Consider the following 21,052-nt stretch of genomic DNA (forward strand, 5'->3'; position numbering starts at 1 on the left):
CGTTGTTCACCTGGCTGTCCCCCGCCACACGATACGCCTCCTGTCTCAACGTGCACTTATGCTGGCGGACTGAGCAGTCTCCTGGTAGGGTTCTAAGAAAAGGTCCGCGCCACCAACTGTTTTCCTGTACGACAAGTTGAGGAGCTCCATGCCACGTTCGCGCCGAACCGGCCCATCAAAAAACCCGGCCACTCCACCACCGCTTGCCGCGGAAGAGCAGCGCCTTGAAGAAGACGCCCGCCGGAAGGAACATTGGAAACGCTGGGGGCCCTATCTCAGTGAACGGGCCTGGGGGACTGTCCGTGAAGACTACAGCGCCACTGGGACCGCCTGGGAATCGTTTCCCCACGACCATGCTCGCTCGCGCGCCTATCGATGGAATGAGGATGGACTGGCGGGCATCTCCGATCGCCACCAATACATCTGCTTCGCCATCGCCCTCTGGAACGGACGAGATCCCATTTTGAAGGAACGGCTCTTCGGCCTCACGGGCAACGAAGGGAACCACGGCGAAGACGTCAAAGACTATTACTTCTATCTCGATTCGACACCGACTCACTCCTACATGAAGTATCTCTACAAGTACCCGCAGGCGGAGTTTCCCTACGCGAAGCTCGTGGAAGAAACTCGTCGACGCGGCCGGCCTGACACGGAGTATGAACTGATCGACACCGGCGTCTTCGATGAAGATCGCTACTTCGACGTCACCGTGGAATATGCCAAGGCCACCCCGGAAGATCTCTCCATTCGCATCCAGGTCGTCAACCGTGGTCCCGATCCCGCTGAGCTGACGCTCCTGCCCACGCTCTGGTTTCGCAACACCTGGTCTTGGGGTCTCGACGCAAGGCGGCCGCGCATGCGGGAAGGAGCCGCAGCCAAGGGCATGAGCGTCATCGAGCTGGAACACGAGTACTATGGCAAGCGACGCCTCTGGTGCGATCGCCAACCGACACTGCTATTCACGGAGAACGAGACGAACACCAGCCGGCTCTATGGCGACGAAGAGGGAGGCCGGTATGTGAAAGACAGCTTTCACGACTATGTGGTGCAGGGAGACATCGGGGCAGTCAATCCAGCCAAAATCGGCTCGAAAGCCGCAGCCCACTACACCTTCACCTTGGCGCCTGGCGCATCAGACACCATCCACCTTCGCTTGACGAACGACACAAGCACCAAGGGCCCCACGCGTAAGTCCTTCGATGCAACCTTCACGCAACGGATTCAGGAAGCCAACGAGTTCTACGACCGCCTCGCGCCGAGCAATCTCTCAGACGATGCACGCCGCGTGCAGCGCCAAGCCTTCGCCGGCCTGCTCTGGAGCAAGCAGTTCTACCACTACGACATGTCACGCTGGCTCAAAGGCGACCCGATGGGGCCGGAACCGCCGCGCGAACGACTCCACGGCCGTAACGCGGACTGGTCACACCTCTACAATGCCGACGTCATTTCGATGCCGGACAAGTGGGAATATCCCTGGTATGCCGCCTGGGACCTGGCGTTTCATTGCATCCCCCTGGCCTTAGTCGACGCGACCTTCGCCAAAGAACAACTGATCCTCATTCTCCGCGAATGGTATATGCATCCGAACGGTCAGATCCCGGCCTATGAGTGGGCCTTCGGCGACGTCAACCCTCCGGTCCACGCCTGGGCGGCCTGGCGGGTCTACAAAATCGAAAAGAAGCGCAAAGGGACGGGAGACCGGGTCTTCCTTGAGCGGGTATTCCAAAAGCTGCTCTTGAATTTCACCTGGTGGGTAAACCGTAAAGATGCCGAAGGGAAAAACATTTTCCAGGGCGGATTCCTGGGCCTCGACAACATCGGCGTCTTCGACCGCGGCGCGCCGTTGCCCACCGGCGGCCACATCGAACAATCGGATGCGACAAGCTGGATGGGCATGTATTGCCTCAACATGCTCTCGATGGCGCTGGAGCTGGCCCGCGAGAACCGGGCCTACGAGGACGTGGCCAGCAAATTCTTCGAGCACTTCGTCTACATCTGCCGCGCCATGAACAATATCGGCGGTGAAAAGATCGAGCTCTGGAACCGGGAAGACGGGTTCTTCTACGACGTGCTCCATCTTCCCAACGGGGAGACCTTCCCCTTGAAAGTCCGCTCGCTGGTCGGGCTGATCCCGCTCTTTGCCGTCGAGACCTTGGATTTCGAGCTCATCGATCAGCTGCCGCGGTTCAAACACCGAATGCAGTGGTTCATTGAAAACCGTCCCGACTTCAGCTCGCACGTGGAAACCCAAACCCATGACGGCGGAGTCCGGCGCTTCCTCTCGCTGGTGAGCCGCGACCGGCTGAAATCCGTCCTGGGGTATATGCTGGACGAAAATGAATTCCTGTCTCCCTACGGCATTCGCGCCCTCTCGCGCTACCACAAGGAGCACCCCTACGTCCTGTCGGCGCTGGGCACGGACTATCGAGTCGACTATGAACCGGCCGAGTCGAGCACGGGAAATTTCGGCGGCAACTCCAACTGGCGCGGCCCGATCTGGTTCCCCGTCAACTATCTGCTGATCGAATCACTCCAGAAGTTCCATTACTTCCTGGGTGACGAATACAAGGTTGAATACCCGACCGGATCCGGACGCTCGATCCCCTTGAACGAAGTCGCCGCAGAATTGTCACGGAGGCTCACCCACATTTTTCTCCGCGACCATACCGGACGGCGCCCCGTTTTCGGCGACACCACCAAGTTCCAGAAAGATCCCCTCTGGCGAGACGCGATCCCCTTCTACGAATACTTCCATGGAGACAACGGCACAGGCCTCGGCGCGAGTCACCAAACGGGCTGGACGGGGTTGGTGGCGAAACTGATCCAGCAGTCGGGGGAATAGGGGAGCCTGGGGCAAATGGCTGATAGCGTATAGCGAGAAACTCTTGCCATCGGCCATAAGCCATCAGCTCTTGATACGCGAGAAACCATGAAGGTTAACGCAACCACATGCCAGAACTTCGAGCAGGCGCTCAGCCTCGAATGGCTGGAGACCAACGGCCGCGGCGGGTTCTCGTCCGGCACGGTCGCAGGCGCGAATACCAGGCGATATCATGCGCTGCTCCTCACGGCACGGAAACCGCCAAGCGAACGCTTCGTCTTAGTCAATCATCTCGACGAATGGCTGGAAATGGACGGCCGCACGATCCCCCTCTCGACCAATCTCTACCCCAACGCCATTCACCCGGAAGGGTACCAACAATGCATCGGCTTCACGACAGACCCCTGGCCCACCTGGACCTATGACTGCGACGGCACGGTCGTGCAACGAGAGGTCTTCTGCGTACGTGACCGCGACCTGGTGGTCATCCGATGGACGATCGCCCAAAAGACCAAGAAGGCGATTGCGCTGCGCCTGCGACCGATGCTGAGCGGGCGCGACTACCACGCAACCCACCATATGAACGACAGCCTCTCTCCCACCGCCACTGTGACGGACGGGCTCGTGTCCTGGCAGCCCTACAGCGGGTTGCCGTCGGTGCAGGCGCTCCAGAACGGAACCTATCGTCATGACCCGACGTGGTTTCGCGCCGTGCAGTTCCCGGCTGAGCAGCAACGAGGACTTGACTTCGAAGAAGATTGGTGGTCGCCCGGTGAGTTCACCTACCAGCTCAACCATGGAGCCGCGGCGACCTTAGTCCTCACCACAGAACCCATCAATTCGCTGGATGTCGCGGCCCTGGCCAAGGGGGAGCGGAAGAGACGAGCCGGTCTTCGCGCGTCGGCCCCAACCGCTGATCCCTTGGCGGGCGAACTCTGGTACGGGGCGGAAGCCTATTTCTCTACGCGAGACAGCCAGCAAACCATCATTGCCGGCTACCCCTGGTTCACCGATTGGGGACGAGACACCTTCATCTCGCTGCCGGGGCTTTGCCTGGTGACAGACCGGTGGGAAATCGCCTGGCACATCATCGAATCCTTCGCCGCACATATCTCGCACGGTATGATCCCGAACCGCTTCCCCGACGCAGAGGGGCAACCGGAATACAACACAATCGATGCCTCGCTCTGGTTTGTCCACGCGGTGGAACAGTATTTCATGTACAGCCATGACGAGGCTCGCGTGCGCTCCGTAGCCTGGCCTGCAATGAAACAGATCCTCGACGGCTATCGGCAAGGCACGCGCTATAACATTCATCGGGACACAGACGGGCTTATCGCCGGAGGGATCTCAGGAGTGCAACTCACCTGGATGGATGCCAAAGTCGGCGACTGGATCGTCACGCCGCGTCATGGGAAGCCGGTCGAGATTCAAGCGCTTTGGGCGAAGGCCTTGGAAATCGGGGAACGCCTTGCCACGACATTCGGCGAACCGGCCTATGCCACACGTTGCCGAAAGGATCGGCAGCAGGCCGTCTCGTCCTTCCGCGCGAAGTTCTGGAACGAAGCGGGAGGCTATCTCTACGATGTGATCGACGGGCCAGAGGGCAACGACGCATCGATTCGCCCGAACCAACTCTATGCCATCTCTCTGTGCGACGACCTCGTCACCAAAAAACAGGCTCAGCAACTGCTCCAGGTCGTGAAGGAACATCTCCTCACGCCGGTCGGATTACGGACCCTTTCGCCGACAGACAGCCGCTATCGTGCACGGTACGAAGGTGGGGTACTGGAGCGAGACGGAGCCTACCATCAAGGGACCGTCTGGCCGTTTCTGTTGGGGCCGTTCATCACAGCCTGGCGGAAGGTCCACGGCAACAGCCCGGCGAAGAACAAACAGGCGCGGTCCTTTCTCAACGGGCTGGAGACGCATCTCCATGAAGCCTGTCTCGGCCAGGTCTCGGAGATTTTTGACGGGGACGCGCCGCACCAGGCACGAGGCTGCGTCGCGCAGGCCTGGTCGGTTGCAGAACCGCTACGCGCCTTGATGGAAGACCTCGGCGTCACAGCCTGTGCCAAGCCTGCCTTATCGAAAAAATCCTGACTGGTCTCCACAACGGGACGAAGCCAGCCAGGAATCCAGCAGAGCGGCCAGACTACAGCCCGATCGTTTCGATCACCTGCAAATCTTCAGCGGTCAGGGTGAGCTGTTCGGCTTCGAGATCTTCTTTCATATGTTGCTGGTTCGTGGTGCCGGTCAAGGGAAGCATCCCCACCTGCATCGCAAACAGGAAGACCACTTGCGCGAGGCCGGCCCGTAGCCGTTGGGCGATAGCGCGCAGGCTCGGCTCGGCAAAAATTCCCTGGTTCGCGGTCAACAACGAAAAGCCTTGATAGATGATGCCATGGATCCGGCAGATCTCCCGCACCTCTTTGTCCCATCCCAATGCGGCATAACAGCGGTTTTGCACCATCATAGGTTTCACCGTGGCCTGGGCGCAGAGCTGGGTGAGTTGCTCCGCTGTGACATTGCTGATGCCGATCATTTTCGTCTTCCCCGACCGGTAGAGCCCCTCGATGGCGGCCCAAACCTCCCGGTCCGCCTCCCCCAATCCCTGTCTCTGATAGGGCCCATGCAAGACATAGGAGTCGAGATAGTCTGTGTGCAGATGGGCTAACGAACTGTCGAACGACTGGATCACTTGGGTCGTGAGATCAGCCGAGGCATCATAGGGGGTGCGGTGGTCCTGGCCATTCGTCGAGGTAAACTTGGTTTGCAGAAAGAGGCGATCGCGCGGGACCCCTTGCTGCGCGAGGGCCTGCAAGGCCTCCCCCACCAAGGCTTCCTGGTAATGGATCAGCTGGTTGGCCGTGTCAATGGCCGTGAAGCCGGCCGCCACGGCCATCTGCACCAGTTGCGTCGTGGCCTCTTTTTTCCATGCTGTGCCATACATGAACGAAGGAACCGGCACATGGTTATAGGCGATCAAAGACATGCAGTGTTCTCCAACAGGCTGCGGATAGCTATTGCGGTATCGCGAACGTCGAGGGACTATCTGACCAGGATAAGAAGAGGCGATCCTCGCAGCGGGCCGCGGCACACAAGGCCGCGGCTCCCCGATCTTTCCCCCAACGATGTTACTTTCGAACGGCGATCCCGTGGGTATCAGCCGTTTCTTTTTCGTCTTTCATATTGGTAATGACGGCCTGCCCTTTATAGTGGCCGACCTTCCCTTCGGCATCCACGTAAATGACACCGACGCCTGGGATCGTCCCCTTGGCATTGTGCACCACCTTGTCATTCCCAGTGAGGGGGTTGGGGCCGCGCAGCCCGACAAAGATATACTGACCGTCCGGCGCACTGTCCAGGAGATCAGGAGCTGGATCCTTGTTGAAGTCCGTCACCAGCTCGATCGAGCCTACGCTCAGGTTCGAGAGCGTATCGATGATTTCGACGTTGTTCCCGGCACGATCTGCGCTCCAGACATAACGCCCAACCCCGACCATCCCGTGGGAGTCGGCGAATTTATCATCCCGTTGAGACACCAGCTTGGCCGAGACCGACTTCGGCAGGGTGGAGAGATCGAGTGCATACACATCGTACGAAAGCGGCGCGATCGGCCAGCCGCCCCCGGAATTGATATACATCGTCTCTCCGACCTGAACACCGCCGCAGCCGGCGGGATGAATCTGATTGTTGTCGAGCGTGGCCACGACCTTCATCGGCGTGGTGGTGACATCGACCACCAACAATCCGCCGCCGCGCAACGTGACAAAGGCATAGTGGCTGGACGATTCCGTAATCGGACAAATCGGCGAGGTATCCGGACGCTCCCCACCCTCCCACGCGGTGAGATTCACCACGTCCTTCTCGGGATCGAAGCTGAATGTATGGGCGGCATAGTCGGTCCAGATCCGGATGAATTTCTTCTCGGCGATATTCGCCGCAATCGCCATCTTCTGATCAGGCGTCGGCCAGGCCGCATGGACGTTCTTCCCCATCGACAAGCAGGCTTCCGGCTTGTGCGTCTGGGCATCCATAAACAGCACGTGGCCGCTCAGGAAGGAGAGGATCGCGTGATCCTGGTTCTTGTTGAAGAACAGCATGTGCGGACGCCGGACTGGCTTCTTAGTTGCGGCTTCACAAAACGTGTTGATCTCGCCGGAGAGATCAATGGTAACGGTCGGTTTCGCAGCGGCAGGATTCGCCGCGAGCGCTGCCCCGTCATAGATATAGAGGAAGCCGCCGCTTTCTTTCGCCGTATCGGATTGATCCGTCAGCCACACTTCATAGGCGGAGACTGGAGCCACGCCGCCGATCCCCACCCCGACCCCAACCAGGGCACCAGCCGCGATGGCAAGAACAAAACGAGACAGACCTCTGCTCGCCAGATCGTTGATTATCATTTCGGCCTCCTTCAACCAGACGTGACAGGTGCGAAAAAATCCCCTCCCGACATGCAATGACCATTGCACCCGTGAGAAAGCATGTAGCGTAAGAGGATTAGAACGAGAGATCAATGGTCCATCCCGGCAGCAGGCTGCTGAAAAGTCCGCCAGCCAGGAAACGCTGAATGAACGGTGAGCGATGAACAAGGACACGGTTGTCACTTCAGCGTTCCGCGTTCATCGTGCAGAGTTCGCTCGCCACGGCCTGTTAACCAGAACCATCCGTCGCGGTTTCGTGGCCGGACCCTGGACTGCAAAAAATCCAGGATCCGGCCTGCCGTTCATCGCTTCACCGCTCTCCCTCACTGCGGCGAAGCATTCACCCTCGTTCCTTCCTTCACAGGCGGCTCGATCTTGATATTCGGCCCCTGAACTTTGGGCAGCAGCCCCGCACCAGGCTTCTCCAGCAACCGCTGGTCATTCTGATTGATCGGCAAATTCTGTTGCACGTGGACGTCGTCAAACGCCGCTGCCTGGGCCAACGAATTCTCTCCCGTCGCATTGGTCTGGCCAGGATCGTTCGCGAGCGATTGCCCGCTGATTGGATCAACGGCCTTGCCCATGGGATACCCCTGGTGCTTCGGCAACATGGTCGGATTGGCCAGGGCGAGAGAGATCGGCAACAACAGGACGGTGAAGACGGTGAGTAGAACGAGTGAGGTCTTCATGATGCAACCTCCTTGCTGAGAGGGAAAAAACAATAACGCCTTCGAAAGCGTTGAACCGACGAGAGCACAGGAAAAGAACAAAAGGGAGATAACGGAAGCGTGAACGGCGATGAAACCGCCGAGCCAGGCTTCACACCACACCTCCTGAATATAAATAGCATCCCTCCCTATTGAAGCAGAGTCAAGCGGGTGAGAATCGGCCCAGGATGCCAGCTTGCGGCGCCGTGAGGAAGATCAGGAACTGCGGCTTACGGAGGGGCCATGAGAACGAAATGGAACACGAGAAGCAGGGTGGCCGAGAGGGTATCGTTAGAATCTGAGCGATCAGGAAACCTGGGAGACGGCCCTTCAGCCGCCTCCCAGGAACCGACTTATCGACGAGCGGCTTGATCGCGGGTGCAGCTTTCTTCCGCCAACATCCTCTGGCCTTTGCTGGCGTCACTGGGAATACGCCCCAGGCAAGTCGCCCAACTATCCTCTGCAGATCCGACAGCAATACGGTTACGGTCCGTCGACGCAACTGGCGCTGACGAGGCAGGAATCAATGCTACCGTCGCTTCACTCGCACAACCGCCCACCATCATCCCCAACAAGGCGATGACACCGAACACATTCACTGATCGATTTGCCATGACGCGCCCCCCTTATACATAAAGACCATTGTTTAGAACTTCGATGATCCTACTCTCGACGCAGCAGAAGAACAAGTTGAAGTCCTCGCTTCGCGCCAGCCAAGACGTTTTCAGCATCCTACTAGTTAGGGCCGGTTTGAGACGACTTCCGGTTCGCCGTACCTTGCAAATCCATATCCAGCGAAACCGCGCTGTCCTGCTTCTTGGGATCGAGCTTGAGCGGCATCTGATCGACAACCAGTTTGACCAGGGGCACCGCGACGATATAGGGAGTCTTCTCCGAGGGATTGGAATGCATCGAGAGCCGGACATTTTTCGGCCGCTGGCTCGGCATCAACAGGGGCTTCAGCTCCGCCGCCACAAATCCCACGAGCATCCCGCTGCCGTCGGCCAGCTTATGGATCTCATAGGCATTCGCGACGGGAGGGATTGCCTCTAACGGAAGATCCGGACTCTGCGTGACCAGCGCCAAGCCTAACAGCCTCGGGGTAATAAACCCGTAGCTCCCCGTCGGCGCAACCGAGAACCGAATCCCGGAGGCGGAAGCACTGAGTTCGGCCACTCCGTTCTTCGTCCGCAATTGCCGACGCAGCTCCACTTCATTTCCGATCGTCTCGATCACGACCGCCGCCGGCGCAGCTGTTTGCACCGGCAACACTTCCGTCTTCCCTCCTCCTCGTGCCGCATCAAGCGACGCAGGGAGCAGGCTCATCAGGAACAGGCCCAGCAACGTGCCGGCGAGCACCGACCGGACAGGCATAGGTCGAATCAATCGTGCAACGAGGTCAACCATGGGTGCAAATCCTCCTGGTACGGCAATAAAGAGCGAGCCCTTCTACAACAACTGCCCCCTTGTTTATCAAGCTTACCCTATGCGGCGCAATCTATGAGCCGTGAAACGTGAGACGTAAGCGGTTAAACGAACGACGAAACCCTCCGCGGACCGAAACGGGGCCTGGCAATATTTCTCAACCACGCGAGGTTGAATTCCAAAACCTGGCTCTCATTCTGCTTTGTCGTCATGGTATGCACGATATGCCATAAAGAATCTCGAACTGTCTGCTCCCAGGCCTCTACGACTTTCCAAAGAAACCTTTTACGCAGCTCACGTAATCGATACAATATGACCATGACACGCGACACCTCGAACACAGCTCCCATAACGGGGGCTCCCTTTAACCTTCCTGCCTGGGCTAAATTCTCCCTGCGACAACAAAAGATGCCACTGGTTTCGAGCAAGGATCGCATGCGTTTTGTGATTCGTTTAGCCATGAAAAACATTGAACATGGCACAGGCGGGCCTTTTGGGGCGGCCGTCTTTGAAGCAAAGACGGGAACCCTGGTTTCTATTGGCGTGAACATTGTTGTGTTAGCGAATTGCTCTCATTCCCATGCAGAAATGGTTGCCTTAGCCAATGCACAGAAAAAACTCGAGAGTTTTGACCTCGGGGCGCCTGGATTTTCCGAGCACGAATTGGTCACCAGTTGCGAACCTTGCGCCATGTGCTACGGAGCGATTCCCTGGTCCGGAGTCCGAAGAGTCGTTTGTGGGGCGAGGGGCAAAGACGCAGAAGCGATTGGGTTCGATGAGGGTCCTAAGCCAAAGAATTGGGCGAGCGCATTAGAAGCAAGAGGCATTTCAGTTGTTCAGGACCTGTGCCGAGAAGAAGCGGCAGCCGTCCTTCAGGAGTACAAGAAGCGGGGCGGCATGATCTATAACCCGTACCAATGACTTCAGTTGCATCACTCAAGACTTCATCTGACGGACATCTCAAACCTCGCGAGTGAGAGAGAATCACGCTCCATGACTGTTTAGCCCAAAAATCGGAAGATCGCTTCGCCTATCCTGTCCTCTTTCCATACCGGCTCTCAGGGAACTAATAGTCATTTTCCAGCTATCTATCCGCTTCGAAAAATTGCGCGAACAAGAACTTCAGGAACTGCATGTCCTTCAAGCGTTGGGACGTCGCGCGCCGCGAAAAGGGTGACTGCGCCGTTTCTTTCCGATTCCTAGTGGTCATGCCGGTGATGCAGTTCCGACAGGTGCGGGTGATCATGGGTGAGGGGCAGGTGCCGATGCAGATGAGCATGCGGTTCGTGAGGTAAAACCTCTCCGTCATGCCGGTGGTCGTGATGATCTTCGTGCCGATGAACATGGTCATGCTCTAACGCATCATGCCTGTGCGCATGCGCATGATGCGCCCGGAGGAGCAATGTGATGCCAAGCAGCATGAGCGCAGTGGCGATCGCGTCTTGCATGGTCCATCGCTCGCCCAAAACCGGCACGGCAACCAACGCTCCGATGAAGGGAGCGGTGGCAAAGAACCCCGCCTCACGCGCCGCGCCGAGCAGCCGAAGGGCACGCATGTCGAGCACCAAACTCACCCCATAACTGACGAGTCCCAGCAGCAACGCCGCCAGCGTCATCCCGACCGAGGGCCACGGTTGGCTGGTGAGACCCGCCAGGCCGAGCATCCCGAGACCGGCGCCGAGGGTCTTGATGCGCGTGACCACCAGCGGATCGCGCAGCGAGAGACGTTGACTCAGATTGTTGTCGACCGCCCAGCAGAGACAGGCGCCCAACACGGCAAGGATACCGACGAGGTCGCCACGGATCGCGCCTGGCTGATAGGTGAGTATCCCTGCAGCAACAACGATCGCGAGAACGCCGGCCAGTTCGAGCCGGACCAAATGTTCGCGAAAGACAAGCACGGCGACCAACACGGTGAGGGGCGCTTCCAGATTCAAGAGCAATGAGGTCAGGACGCCTGACAGGCGCTCCAGTCCCCACAACATCAGAAAGGGACCGAGCATCCCCCCGGTGAGAATCACCCCCGCCAGCCATCCGACATCGGCCCGACGGACCGGGGCCTCCTGTACCCCATGCTGAAGCGGGCGTCCGGTCATCTCGAAGAGGAGCAATCCCAGGCCCGCGCCGAGATAGAGCAAGCCCGCGATCAGGATCGGGCCGCTCTCCGGCAGCAACAGCTTAGCGAAGGGAGGACTGATGCCGAACAACAGGGCAGCCGCAAGCCCGAAGAACGCTCCTTGCCGTTTCGAAGGACTCATGGGAAGGCAGCTTACCGAGGGGAAAACCGCAGCGCAATGGGTCAGGCTTCGCCGACGGCCTGGTCGGATATCACCCCACTGACAATGGCAGGAAACAAGCGGCGAACTACCGCGCGCTGCGAAACGATGCTTCGCAGCCATCGAATGTTACTCCTTGCCAGAAAGTAGCTTATAAGCTACGCTATGAGTCATGGAGGCTACGCCCAAAGATCTCCAGATCTACGTAACAGAAGATAGCCGGGCCCCCTTCAGCGAATGGCTCGCCTCGCTACGGGACACCAAGGCCCGCGCTAAAATTCGAATGCGGTTAGATCGAGTCAGTCTTGGGAATCTTGGCGATTGTCGTGGCGTGGGTGACGGGGTGCAGGAGCTCCGCATCGATTACGGCCCTGGCTATCGAGTCTATTTCGGTCAGGCAGGTACAGCCATTGTGCTGCTCCTCTGTGGAGGAGATAAGAGCACGCAAGCCAACGATATCGAACAAGCAAAACGCTATTGGAGCGAGTACAGGAGGCGGCCATGAAGAAGAGCAAATCCTATCAAGCGGAACTGATTGAGGGCTTGCGCGACCCCATCGAGGCGGGAGAGTATCTGAATGCGGCGTTGGAGGAAGAAGACCCGGAACTGTTCTTAGTGGCGCTGAGAAACGTGGCTGAAGCACAAGGCGGCGTGGCACAACTCGCGGAGAAAACCAAACTCAACCGCGAAAGTCTCTACAAGATGCTCTCAGAACGCGGAAACCCAGAACTGAAAAGCCTCGACACCCTACTGCACGCCTTAGGATTCCGCCTCGCCGTAACTGCCAACCGATAAGACGTGAAACGTAAGATGTGAACGGTTAAATGAAAGAGACGAAATGCCGCGCGATGTGAGATTGCAAAACCTGACTCTCAATCTACCGCAACGAGCTCTCTGCCACTGACCGCACCATACACCACCCGCGCCGGGGGCATCATTTCAGCTTACCTGTTCCATTACATCGTGGATAGCCTTGAAAAACGGCCTTCGGCAATTTCACCGAGTCCAGCGCATTCGGGTTCTCGTACACAGAGAAATGATAGTGCAACCCTGTGTCCCTGAGATCAACTCTGAAGATTCCAACACCACCAAGGCATTCGTATCGCCGGTCCGTGAAGCAGCCATCGCCAGAGCGATAGAGAGCGATGTCGGGGCCGAGGAGTTTCTCTAGCGATACGAAATAGTCGTCCCTGATCATCAACAAGCTTGGGGTGGAATCGCGAAACTTTTTATATCCATTCGATACGGCATTTCGAATCACTACCCAATTACCGACAGACCGCGCCTCTGCCTGAATGTATTTTGGCTGAGTGAACCGCGGACTGTTCTTCCCCTCAGCTTCCTTTACGTCCTTCTGCCAGCCACCGGTCTTTACTTCAACGAACACTCTTTCGCGAGTCGCGCCAACCATGAATTCTCCCCTGGTTCGGCCTTCTCCGGGTGGTTCCCATTCAATAATCGGCAAGGAGCACTTCGTTTCAAGAAAATATCCGACAGCAATCTCGGCAAACGTCCGGTCCCGCTGGTACGCCGACTTCTTAAGCCTAGAAACAAACCGGGGCATCTGTCCCTTGCCGTCAACAAACCGAAGCCACTCTTCGTGTACATCGGCCCACTCTGAGGCTGCAGGAAATTCGTCTTCTGAGATCCAATCGGCCTCCTGTGAAATCCCGTACAACAAGGGATGCCGACTTTGATCAATATAATTCGCAGCTCGATGGCGGCTGTAGTGCGTGGCTTTCATGTCGCTCTGCCTAGGCTCACTAGCTTCTTCCAATTGTGCCAGAAACTGTACCGCAGTAGGATTATATACTGCCAAACGCCACCCTACGTAAACGAATACCGCGCGTGTCCAATAAGACTTGAACTCAACTTTCCACCCACATCCGCAGTCAGCGAAGCGGCTGGCGTGGTCTCCGCTAGGCACATCGAGCGGCTACCGCTCTTCCACCTTCACCTCTGAGGGCAGGCTAGATGTTCTCCCACTGTGCGCGGCCAGCGAGGGCCGTCTGGTTCTCTCTACCTCTTCATGGGGGAGTGGTCAGGCTGCCCTTCACTGCGCGCATCGAACAAGCACCGTTTCATCGTGCGCGTTCTGCGAGCAAGAAGGGCACCTGGCTACTTCCCCCTCCCTCCCCTCATTAATATGGTACTGTAGAGACATCGGGAACCTGACGATGACCATTAAGGCACAATTTCCGGACGAACAGAGTGCCAAGGGTGCCTTCACCAGGCAGCCGGATGCCTTCAAGAACTGGGTGACGGCGAGCGGGAGCTCCAGCTACCAGGCTGCGAGCGGCCGCTATCATCTCTATGTCTCCCTGGCCTGCCCCTGGGCCCATCGCACGATCATCGTGCGGAAACTCAAACAGCTCGAAGACGTGATCGGCATGACGGTCGTGGACCCGATCCGCGATGAACGGGGCTGGGCCTTTCGCGACGGGCCGGGCCATTCGCTCGATCCCATCAACGGATTCCAATTCCTCAGCCAGGCCTACGAAGCCACCGACCCTGACTATCGGGGACGATTCACCGTCCCTGTCCTGTGGGATACGGCGACGAAACGCATCGTCACGAATTCCGACGATGACCTTATGCGGATGTTCAACGGCGAGTTCAACCGCTTCACTAATAGCACGATCGACCTCTATCAAGAAGGCATCAGGAAAGAGATCGACGACCTCAACACCTTCATCTACGAGAATGTGAACGACGGCGTCTATCGCGCGGGGTTCGCCACCTCGCAGCAGGCCTACGAACGAGCCGTGCTGCGCCTCTTCGACGCCCTCGATCAGCTCGAGGACCGGCTTGCGCGCCAACGCTATCTGTTCGGCTCACAATTCGTCGAAACCGATTGGCGCCTGTTCGTCACCCTCGTGCGCTTCGACGTCGTCTACTATGGGCACTTCAAGTGCAACCTCCGTCGGATCATCGACTATCCGAACCTCTTCGGCTACCTCAAGGACCTCTATCAGACGAATGGCATCGCCGACACCGTGAACTTCGACCATATCAAACGGCATTACTACGTCACTCATGCCGACATCAACCCGACCCGCATCGTCCCTCTCGGCCCCGATCAAGACCTCACCACTCCACATGGCCGCGAACGTCTTTAATAAAAGAGACGTGAGACATAAAATGTTTTCGTGCTCGGATTCGAACATTTCACGTTTTACGTTTCACGCCCCCAAGCAACGTAGCATTTCAGGACAGCCCGCCCTGCACCATTGCCCTATTCTGCTACGGAACCGGTCTGTTGCCCCGGCTGCTCTATCCTGCCCCCTACTCTAACCACGCAGCACATCACAGATTTGCCACCGCCATCTTGCACGGCAGTAATGGCACTCCCCTTGCTCTCTTTATATTTCAATCGTCGCAGGTCACGAACGCAGGATGCTCAAAAAGGCTGCCAGCAAGGCCGCAGCGAGTGAAGGCCCGAGGCGTATCCGGAGGGTACGTTGAGGGTCTGAACGATGCGAGAACGACGCTGGCAGGTTTTTTGAGCATCCTGCCTACTCCATGGAGGTTGCCATGCCCGTCCTGAAAAGACTCCAAACCTATCTCGACAGCCACAAGATCCCCTACGAAGCGGTCAGTCATGACGCGGCCTTTAGCGCACGAAGAACGGCTGAAGCCCTCCACGTGCGGGGCGAGCTCTTCGCCAAAGTAGTGATCGTCAAAGCAGACCAGCGGTTCGTGACGGTAGTCCTCCCCTCCACCTGGCGGGTGGATTTTAAGCGACTCGAGGAGGCGCTGGACAGCAAACATGTGAGGCTGGCAACGGAACGTGAGCTCGCGGAACTCTTTCCCGACTGCGAAGTAGGCACGATGCCCCCCTTCGGCAATCTCTACAACATGGCCGTCTATGTCGATCAGCTGCTCACGCAAGACGAGCACATCTTCTTCGACGCGGGAACCCATACGGGAGCCATGAAACTTCGCTACCGAGACTTTGCTGAACTGGTGCATCCCACCGTGGCGCAGTTTCATAGGGAGCCGTCAACGCTCCAGTACTAACAGCTCGCCCCAAGAAAAGAGCGTATGGCTGATAGCTGATGGTATCGGCCCTAACATAAATGCAGACGGTCTCTCCCCCGCCATACGCCATCAGCTATTAGCTCTTCGCCCCCTCGACTATCAGCGCTTGTTTCGCCGCTCTGTCCATGCTACAGTGGTCTTGATCGCATAAGACCTTCCGTGTTCGGGGGCTGCAGTCCCCCATTAGACACGAAGTCTCATGCGATCTTTTTTTGTCCGCACGCAGCCGTTCTGCATCTGCTGAGCTCTCCGCTTTAGGCGTACCCATCCATCGCTCACATTGCCAGCCCGTCATCGCCGTGGGGTCGTCCGTTACATTCAAAGAGGTGCATCCTTGTTTCTATCCGTATGGTCAACAGTCCGGGCATTCCTGCGCGACGCCGCAGGGAGCCTCTATCACATTCTTATCGTCGCCATGAGCGCCGGTATTGCGCTCTTGCTGCCGGCAGGGGCCAAACAGTTCTTGTCGTTCTGGTCACGCGTCGAGCATGACAAGCTCTCGCTCATCGCCGTAGAAATGACGGTGGCGATCCTCCTGATCGTCTGTCTCAACTACGTCCATCGCAGCAAGCGGGACCGGGCCCTCGCCACCGTAGCGACCGGCGCAGGCCTCGTCTCATTCTTCCCGCGCCGCACGAGGGGGGCGCAGCAACATATCGAGCAACTCAAAGACGAGCAGGGCACGGGCCGGACCATCTCGGTCATCGGGTCCAGCGGCCACAGCACCTTTGTGGATCAAGTGGGCGGCCTGTCGTCGGTACTCGACAAATGCCTGGGAGCCAGAATCATGCTGGTGAATCCCTACAGCCAGGAAGCGAGCGCACGCATCCAGGCGGTCAACCATCCCGAGTTCACACTGGACACATTCCGGAAAGAAGTCCGGCACAGCATCCAGCTCCTCAAGCGGCTGAAGGCCATAGGGAAGGACGTCAAACTCAAGCTTTATGCGGATTCCCCGTTGATCAAACTGGTGATCCTGGGCGACTACCTGTGGCTCCAGCATTACCATGCCGATCTGGATATCCAGACCATGCCCGAATATGTCCTGCGGCATAACCGCAAGGACCATGGCCTCTATACCCTCTACGCCCACTACTTCGTGCAGCGATGGGAGAGCGCCGAGTGTCCGGAATATGATTTCGAGACGGACGAGCTGGTCTATCGTACTCGCGCCGGCAACGAGATCCGACGCGAGCAGTTTGAGATCGAAGCGGCGAACGAAGAAGTTGGAGCCCTGATGGAATCACGAGCCATCACCGTTACTCGGCCGAATCCGAGACCGATAGCCCGTAACGTAAATACAGAAGCAGAGCCATTCCACCGAATGCTCAAAATGGCCGTCCAGCAAGGCCGCAGGCGAGTCGAAACCGGAGGCATACCCTCAGGGGTACGTTGAGGATTTCGATGAGCCGAGAACGAAGCTGGCGGACGTTTTCAGCATTCTGCCGTGACTAGAAGAGTGGGTGATGCGGACTCGACGTAAACGGCTCTGCGCTTGGCGCAACGCCGGCATTGCCGAGAAAACGCCAGGCCCCATCCTCATGGACCAGATAGTGGACCTCCTGGAACCAGCTATCCAGCGTGATCCGCGCGCCGCCCTGGGACTCCGTGCCGTACAGCCCGCCGGTGCAGGTGATTTCCGCACGCAGCTGAGACCCGGACCGGAACACCTTCACCACTGAAAAGAGATGGGTGGACGACAGGTTATGGTAGTGGGTGAAGACTTCGTCCCAGATTCGGCGCACATCCGTCGGCTTCAGGCCATGATAATTGTAGGCCTTGGCATAAAATTGCAGCACCTGGTCCAGGTCCTGTTTCTGTACGGCGGCTTCGGCGCGACCGAAGGCCGCCAGAATCTCCCGCAGAGCCGGATAGGAGACAACCGCCCTGTGATCCTGGATGGCCCGGCCATCCACCGTCAATGACACATCAGGGAGAATCTCCACCAGGGCATGGCTCTCTGGCGAGAGCGTCAGCCAGGCGACCGCAAAGACCGTGAAAAACAGACACTGTGCCGATCGTCTCGCCATGACAGGTTCCCCAAAGAATGAGTTGTTCTATGTACCACAGACAGCGCATATAAGGCAGCCGACAGTGTAGAATACAAGGCCTATTCACCGAGAAGGTTAAGCGGACATGTCTATCCAGTGGTTCCCCGGTCACATGAATGCGGCGCGCAAAGAAGCGGCCAAGACGATGGAAGTGATCGATGTCATCGTCGAGGTGTTGGATGCGCGCATACCGGAAGCCAGCTGCAATCCGCTGATCGAAGAGCTCCGCCTGGTCCGCCAGCGTCCGAGCCTGAAAGTGCTCAACAAGGCCGATCTCGCCGATCCCGCCATCACGCAAGCCTGGCTCGACTTCTATAACCGGCAACCGAACGTCAGCGCCGTGGCCCTCTCGTGCAGCCGGGCGGGCGATGCCTCCAAAGTGCCCCAGCTCTGCCAGCTGCTGGCCCCCCATCGCAACAGCAGTGTGAAGCCGCTCCGCATGCTGATCATGGGAGTTCCCAACGTCGGCAAATCGACCATGATGAACACGCTCCTCAAGCGCCGCATCGCGCGCGTGGGCGACGAGCCGGCCGTGACCAAGGTCCAGCAGCGGCACAAATTGAACGACCATATGGCCATCACCGACTCGCCGGGACTCTTGTGGGGAACCATCAAAGACCCGAACGTGGGCCTCCTCCTCGCCACGATCAACGCCGTGGGCCATACGGTCGTCGATGACGAAGCGGTCGCCGAATTTCTCGCCGCCATCCTGCTCGCGCGCTATCCCGCCAGACTCACGGCCCGCTACGGATTTGCCGTGGAGGGACTGACGCATACGGACGTAATCGACGCCATTGCCAAAAAGCGAGGCTGCCTCCTGACCAGAAGCGGCGGCGGGCTAGACCGGGACAAAGCGGCGAGGATTCTTCTGTTGGATTACCGCAACGGCACACTTGGCCGCACTAGCCTGGAAGAGCCGGACAGGCGCGAGACCATGCCGAACGTATCGCCGCTGAGCGCAAACACGACCATCTCGTGACATACACGTATCCGCTTGCTCTATGAGCCTGATTTTTTTAGCTGCACCAGCCCCAGGACTCCGTCATAATGGTCCCTCAATAGTTTTCTAATGTGACGCGTTTTCCTCTTCTCTCAGCACGCGTATTCGAGTAGAATGGCCCCGTTTCCTGAGACCTCGGACTGAACTCGGAGAGAGACGTGACCGATGGGCCCCCTGCATGAATAGACTATCGTGCGATTCCATTGACGCCACCGATCAGGCGCCTGAAGCTGAGAAATACCAGTGGCAGGGAGTGCTCCCGTTCCTCAGCATCCACCTGATGTGTCTGTGGATCATTCAGACCGGCATCAGCTGGAAGTTGGTGGCCCTGGCCGTTACCAGCTACTACCTGCGAATGTTCGCCATCACGGCAGGATACCACCGCTACTTTTCGCACCGTTCATACAAAACCAGCCGGGCCTTCCAGTTTCTCCTGGCGTTTCTCGCCATGACATCTGCGCAAAAGGGCGTGCTCTGGTGGGCCGCACACCATCGGCACCACCATAAGCACTCGGATCAGGAAAAAGATCGCCACTCCCCCCTGCAAAGGGGATTCTGGTTTTCCCATATTGGATGGCTCTTATCCGAGAATTATGTGCAGACCGATCTCCGTCTCGTGCGAGACTTGGCGAAATATCCCGAGCTGCGCTTCCTCAACCAGTTTCACGTCATTCCGCCCCTCCTCTATGCGGGGCTGATGTATGCGGTGGGAGGCTTCCCGGGACTGATCTGGGGCTTCTTCATTTCCACCACCGTCCTCTACCATTGCACCTTCTTCATCAACTCCCTGACGCACATCGTCGGTCGGGTTCGCTACAACTCCCGCGATGGCAGCAAGAACAGTTTCATCCTGGCGGTGCTCTGTTGCGGGGAAGGCTGGCATAACAACCACCATTACTACCAATCGTCGGTCAATCAGGGATGGTTCTGGTGGGAAGTGGACTTCTCCTACTATATCTTGACCGTGCTCTCCTGGTTCGGAATCGTGTGGGACCTGAGAACTCCTCCTCCCCACATCAAAGCCAAGATCCTCGCGTCCGGAAACGCCCAAGCCCTGTAGCAAGACTCAACGGAGCGATCACTCCTTATGGTGTCTTCTTCCGTCGTAGCCCTCACTTCACACAATCCATTCGCCGTGCGTTACACGGAGCATACCACCCCCTAGACCAAGGAAAGGCGGTTGCCCCCTATGGATCCACAACACGTTGTTCACGGGCTGCTCGAAAGAGCGCAGGTACATGTGAACGGGTCTCAACCGGGGGATATCCACGTCCACAACGACCGATTCTACGACCGGATCCTGACCGAGGGCTCGCTCGGGCTCGGCGAGTCCTACATGGAAGGCTGGTGGGACGCCAATCAGCTGGACGAATTCTTTTTTCGATTTCATACGGCCGGACTCGACAAGGCCGTGCGCGACAAGCGGCTCATGCTGAACATGCTCCAGGCCCGCCTGTTCAACATGCAGAATCAGCGCCGCTCCACACGAGTCGCGCAACAACACTACGACTTGAACAACGAGTTTTACGAACGCATGCTGGGCCCCCACATGCAATATACCTGCGCCTATTGGAAGCGGGCGCAGAACCTGGCGGAGGCGCAGGAGCACAAATTAGATTTGATCTGCCGGAAGCTGCAACTCAAGCAAGGCGAGCGAGTCCTGGAGCTGGGGTGCGGATGGGGCGGCTTCGCGCATTATGCGGCTGCCAACTATGGCTGCTCGGTGGTCGCCTACAATATTTCCGAGCAGCAAGTGGCCTTTGCGCGGCGCCGATGCGCCGGACTTCCCGTGGAGATCAGGCTCAGCGACTATCGTAACGCGAGCGGGGAGTTCGACAAGGTCGCCGCCATCGGCATTTGCGAACATGTGGGATTCAAAAATTACCGGACCCTCATGGAGGTGGCCCACCGGACCGTCAAACCGCACGGCCTCTTTCTCCTCCATAGCATCGGCAACAATATCTCAGCCACCACCGGCGACCCCTGGTTCGACAAATACATTTTCCCCGGCGGCATGCTGCCCTCCGTGGCGCAACTGAGCGCGGCGATGGAAGGGCTCTTTGTCCTGGAGGACTGGCATAATTTCGGGACCGACTACGATCGCACCCTCCTGGCATGGCAGGAGAATGTCGACCGGCAACGGGGACAGTTGCCCCCCGCCTTCGACGAGCGCTTCACCCGCATGTGGCGCTACTATCTGCTGTCCCTCGCGGGAGCCTTCCGCGCCCGCACCATCCACCTCTGGCAAATCGTGATGTCGAAGCGGGGCCTGCTGGGCGGCTACGAATCGGTGCGGTAATGGCC

The 21,052-nt window shown here is 58.0% G+C and carries 19 protein-coding genes; 11 read left to right on the top strand and 8 right to left on the bottom strand.

Annotated features, from left to right (window positions below; all coding sequences use genetic code 11):
- The first annotated feature begins 148 nt into the window (after window positions 1-148).
- Window positions 149-2,842, top strand: coding sequence for a glucosidase (locus NT179_09160; protein ID MCX5722182.1), 2,694 nt, complete (start codon window positions 149-151; stop codon window positions 2,840-2,842).
- A gap of 87 nt (window positions 2,843-2,929) precedes the next feature.
- Window positions 2,930-4,924: a glycogen debranching enzyme N-terminal domain-containing protein gene (locus NT179_09165; protein ID MCX5722183.1), complete on the top strand. Its 1,995-nt coding sequence runs from the start codon at window positions 2,930-2,932 to the stop codon at window positions 4,922-4,924.
- 52 nt (window positions 4,925-4,976) lie between these two features.
- Here NT179_09165 and NT179_09170 read toward each other — a convergent pair whose 3' ends face one another.
- The 5 genes from NT179_09170 to NT179_09190 all read right to left on the bottom strand — a co-directional run bounded on the left by NT179_09170 (window position 4,977) and on the right by NT179_09190 (window position 9,362).
- Window positions 4,977-5,816: an aldo/keto reductase gene (locus NT179_09170; GenBank protein MCX5722184.1), complete on the bottom strand. Its 840-nt coding sequence runs from the start codon at window positions 5,814-5,816 to the stop codon at window positions 4,977-4,979.
- 142 nt (window positions 5,817-5,958) lie between these two features.
- Complete coding sequence (locus NT179_09175) at window positions 5,959-7,227, bottom strand: hypothetical protein (GenBank protein ID MCX5722185.1); 1,269 nt, start codon at window positions 7,225-7,227, stop codon at window positions 5,959-5,961.
- 344 nt (window positions 7,228-7,571) lie between these two features.
- Window positions 7,572-7,937, bottom strand: coding sequence for a hypothetical protein (locus tag NT179_09180; GenBank protein MCX5722186.1), 366 nt, complete (start codon window positions 7,935-7,937; stop codon window positions 7,572-7,574).
- Between the two features lie 371 nt (window positions 7,938-8,308).
- Entirely contained in the window at window positions 8,309-8,569 is a 261-nt protein-coding gene (locus NT179_09185) for a hypothetical protein (protein ID MCX5722187.1), read from the bottom strand.
- Between the two features lie 121 nt (window positions 8,570-8,690).
- Window positions 8,691-9,362 carry a hypothetical protein gene (locus NT179_09190; GenBank protein ID MCX5722188.1) on the bottom strand — a complete coding sequence of 224 codons (672 nt, stop codon included), beginning with the start codon at window positions 9,360-9,362 and terminating at the stop codon, window positions 8,691-8,693.
- A 453-nt stretch (window positions 9,363-9,815) separates the two neighbouring features.
- On the opposite strand from NT179_09190, the gene NT179_09195 reads away from it, so the two are divergent.
- Window positions 9,816-10,301, top strand: a complete 486-nt coding sequence (locus NT179_09195; protein MCX5722189.1) for a nucleoside deaminase — start codon at window positions 9,816-9,818, stop codon at window positions 10,299-10,301.
- Window positions 10,302-10,579: 278 nt separating this feature from the next.
- On the opposite strand, the gene NT179_09200 is transcribed toward NT179_09195, so the two are convergent.
- Window positions 10,580-11,638, bottom strand: a complete 1,059-nt coding sequence (locus tag NT179_09200; GenBank protein ID MCX5722190.1) for a DMT family transporter — start codon at window positions 11,636-11,638, stop codon at window positions 10,580-10,582.
- Between the two features lie 190 nt (window positions 11,639-11,828).
- On the opposite strand from NT179_09200, the gene NT179_09205 reads away from it, so the two are divergent.
- Both NT179_09205 and NT179_09210 read left to right on the top strand, forming a co-directional pair.
- Window positions 11,829-12,161 (top strand): type II toxin-antitoxin system RelE/ParE family toxin, encoded by a 333-nt coding sequence (locus NT179_09205; GenBank protein ID MCX5722191.1) that lies wholly within the window; start codon window positions 11,829-11,831, stop codon window positions 12,159-12,161.
- Window positions 12,158-12,451, top strand: a complete 294-nt coding sequence (locus NT179_09210; GenBank protein ID MCX5722192.1) for a putative addiction module antidote protein — start codon at window positions 12,158-12,160, stop codon at window positions 12,449-12,451. The genes NT179_09205 and NT179_09210 overlap by 4 nt, the downstream gene beginning before the upstream one ends.
- Window positions 12,452-12,590: 139 nt before the next feature.
- Here NT179_09210 and NT179_09215 read toward each other — a convergent pair whose 3' ends face one another.
- The gene (locus tag NT179_09215) at window positions 12,591-13,400 is read right to left on the bottom strand and encodes a hypothetical protein (protein ID MCX5722193.1); all 810 of its coding nucleotides are present in this window, start codon (window positions 13,398-13,400) and stop codon (window positions 12,591-12,593) included.
- A 433-nt stretch (window positions 13,401-13,833) separates the two neighbouring features.
- Between NT179_09215 and NT179_09220 the strand changes: the two genes are divergently transcribed.
- The 3 genes from NT179_09220 to NT179_09230 all read left to right on the top strand — a co-directional run bounded on the left by NT179_09220 (window position 13,834) and on the right by NT179_09230 (window position 17,093).
- Complete coding sequence (locus tag NT179_09220) at window positions 13,834-14,775, top strand: glutathione S-transferase family protein (protein ID MCX5722194.1); 942 nt, start codon at window positions 13,834-13,836, stop codon at window positions 14,773-14,775.
- A 415-nt stretch (window positions 14,776-15,190) separates the two neighbouring features.
- Window positions 15,191-15,676 carry a YbaK/EbsC family protein gene (locus tag NT179_09225; protein ID MCX5722195.1) on the top strand — a complete coding sequence of 162 codons (486 nt, stop codon included), beginning with the start codon at window positions 15,191-15,193 and terminating at the stop codon, window positions 15,674-15,676.
- A 355-nt stretch (window positions 15,677-16,031) separates the two neighbouring features.
- Window positions 16,032-17,093 (top strand): hypothetical protein, encoded by a 1,062-nt coding sequence (locus NT179_09230; GenBank protein ID MCX5722196.1) that lies wholly within the window; start codon window positions 16,032-16,034, stop codon window positions 17,091-17,093.
- A gap of 55 nt (window positions 17,094-17,148) precedes the next feature.
- Here the strand turns inward: NT179_09230 and NT179_09235 are convergent, their stop codons facing one another.
- Entirely contained in the window at window positions 17,149-17,727 is a 579-nt protein-coding gene (locus tag NT179_09235) for a hypothetical protein (GenBank protein ID MCX5722197.1), read from the bottom strand.
- A 106-nt stretch (window positions 17,728-17,833) separates the two neighbouring features.
- Between NT179_09235 and ylqF the strand changes: the two genes are divergently transcribed.
- The 3 genes from ylqF to cfa all read left to right on the top strand — a co-directional run bounded on the left by ylqF (window position 17,834) and on the right by cfa (window position 21,047).
- Window positions 17,834-18,727 (top strand): ribosome biogenesis GTPase YlqF, encoded by an 894-nt coding sequence (gene ylqF, locus NT179_09240; protein ID MCX5722198.1) that lies wholly within the window; start codon window positions 17,834-17,836, stop codon window positions 18,725-18,727.
- A 199-nt stretch (window positions 18,728-18,926) separates the two neighbouring features.
- Entirely contained in the window at window positions 18,927-19,808 is an 882-nt protein-coding gene (locus tag NT179_09245) for a fatty acid desaturase (protein ID MCX5722199.1), read from the top strand.
- 129 nt (window positions 19,809-19,937) lie between these two features.
- On the top strand, window positions 19,938-21,047 hold the full coding sequence (gene cfa, locus NT179_09250; protein ID MCX5722200.1) for a cyclopropane fatty acyl phospholipid synthase: 1,110 nt from the start codon (window positions 19,938-19,940) through the stop codon (window positions 21,045-21,047).
- Window positions 21,048-21,052: the final 5 nt, after the last annotated feature.

The sequence above is a fragment of the Nitrospirota bacterium genome, from assembly GCA_026387665.1.
Taxonomy (GTDB): domain Bacteria; phylum Nitrospirota; class Nitrospiria; order Nitrospirales; family Nitrospiraceae; genus Palsa-1315.

Bases quoted from the DNA above. Each gene is read 5' to 3' on its own strand.
- NT179_09160 (MCX5722182.1), top strand. From the start codon at position 149: ATGCCACGTTCGCGCCGAACCGGCCCATCAAAAAACCCGGCCACTCCA.
- NT179_09165 (MCX5722183.1), top strand. From the start codon at position 2,930: ATGAAGGTTAACGCAACCACATGCCAGAACTTCGAGCAGGCGCTCAGC.
- NT179_09170 (MCX5722184.1), bottom strand. From the start codon at position 5,816: ATGTCTTTGATCGCCTATAACCATGTGCCGGTTCCTTCGTTCATGTAT.
- NT179_09175 (MCX5722185.1), bottom strand. From the start codon at position 7,227: ATGATAATCAACGATCTGGCGAGCAGAGGTCTGTCTCGTTTTGTTCTT.
- NT179_09180 (MCX5722186.1), bottom strand. From the start codon at position 7,937: ATGAAGACCTCACTCGTTCTACTCACCGTCTTCACCGTCCTGTTGTTG.
- NT179_09185 (MCX5722187.1), bottom strand. From the start codon at position 8,569: ATGGCAAATCGATCAGTGAATGTGTTCGGTGTCATCGCCTTGTTGGGG.
- NT179_09190 (MCX5722188.1), bottom strand. From the start codon at position 9,362: ATGGTTGACCTCGTTGCACGATTGATTCGACCTATGCCTGTCCGGTCG.
- NT179_09195 (MCX5722189.1), top strand. From the start codon at position 9,816: ATGCGTTTTGTGATTCGTTTAGCCATGAAAAACATTGAACATGGCACA.
- NT179_09200 (MCX5722190.1), bottom strand. From the start codon at position 11,638: ATGAGTCCTTCGAAACGGCAAGGAGCGTTCTTCGGGCTTGCGGCTGCC.
- NT179_09205 (MCX5722191.1), top strand. From the start codon at position 11,829: ATGGAGGCTACGCCCAAAGATCTCCAGATCTACGTAACAGAAGATAGC.
- NT179_09210 (MCX5722192.1), top strand. From the start codon at position 12,158: ATGAAGAAGAGCAAATCCTATCAAGCGGAACTGATTGAGGGCTTGCGC.
- NT179_09215 (MCX5722193.1), bottom strand. From the start codon at position 13,400: ATGAAAGCCACGCACTACAGCCGCCATCGAGCTGCGAATTATATTGAT.
- NT179_09220 (MCX5722194.1), top strand. From the start codon at position 13,834: ATGACCATTAAGGCACAATTTCCGGACGAACAGAGTGCCAAGGGTGCC.
- NT179_09225 (MCX5722195.1), top strand. From the start codon at position 15,191: ATGCCCGTCCTGAAAAGACTCCAAACCTATCTCGACAGCCACAAGATC.
- NT179_09235 (MCX5722197.1), bottom strand. From the start codon at position 17,727: ATGGCGAGACGATCGGCACAGTGTCTGTTTTTCACGGTCTTTGCGGTC.
- ylqF (MCX5722198.1), top strand. From the start codon at position 17,834: ATGTCTATCCAGTGGTTCCCCGGTCACATGAATGCGGCGCGCAAAGAA.
- NT179_09245 (MCX5722199.1), top strand. From the start codon at position 18,927: ATGAATAGACTATCGTGCGATTCCATTGACGCCACCGATCAGGCGCCT.
- cfa (MCX5722200.1), top strand. From the start codon at position 19,938: ATGGATCCACAACACGTTGTTCACGGGCTGCTCGAAAGAGCGCAGGTA.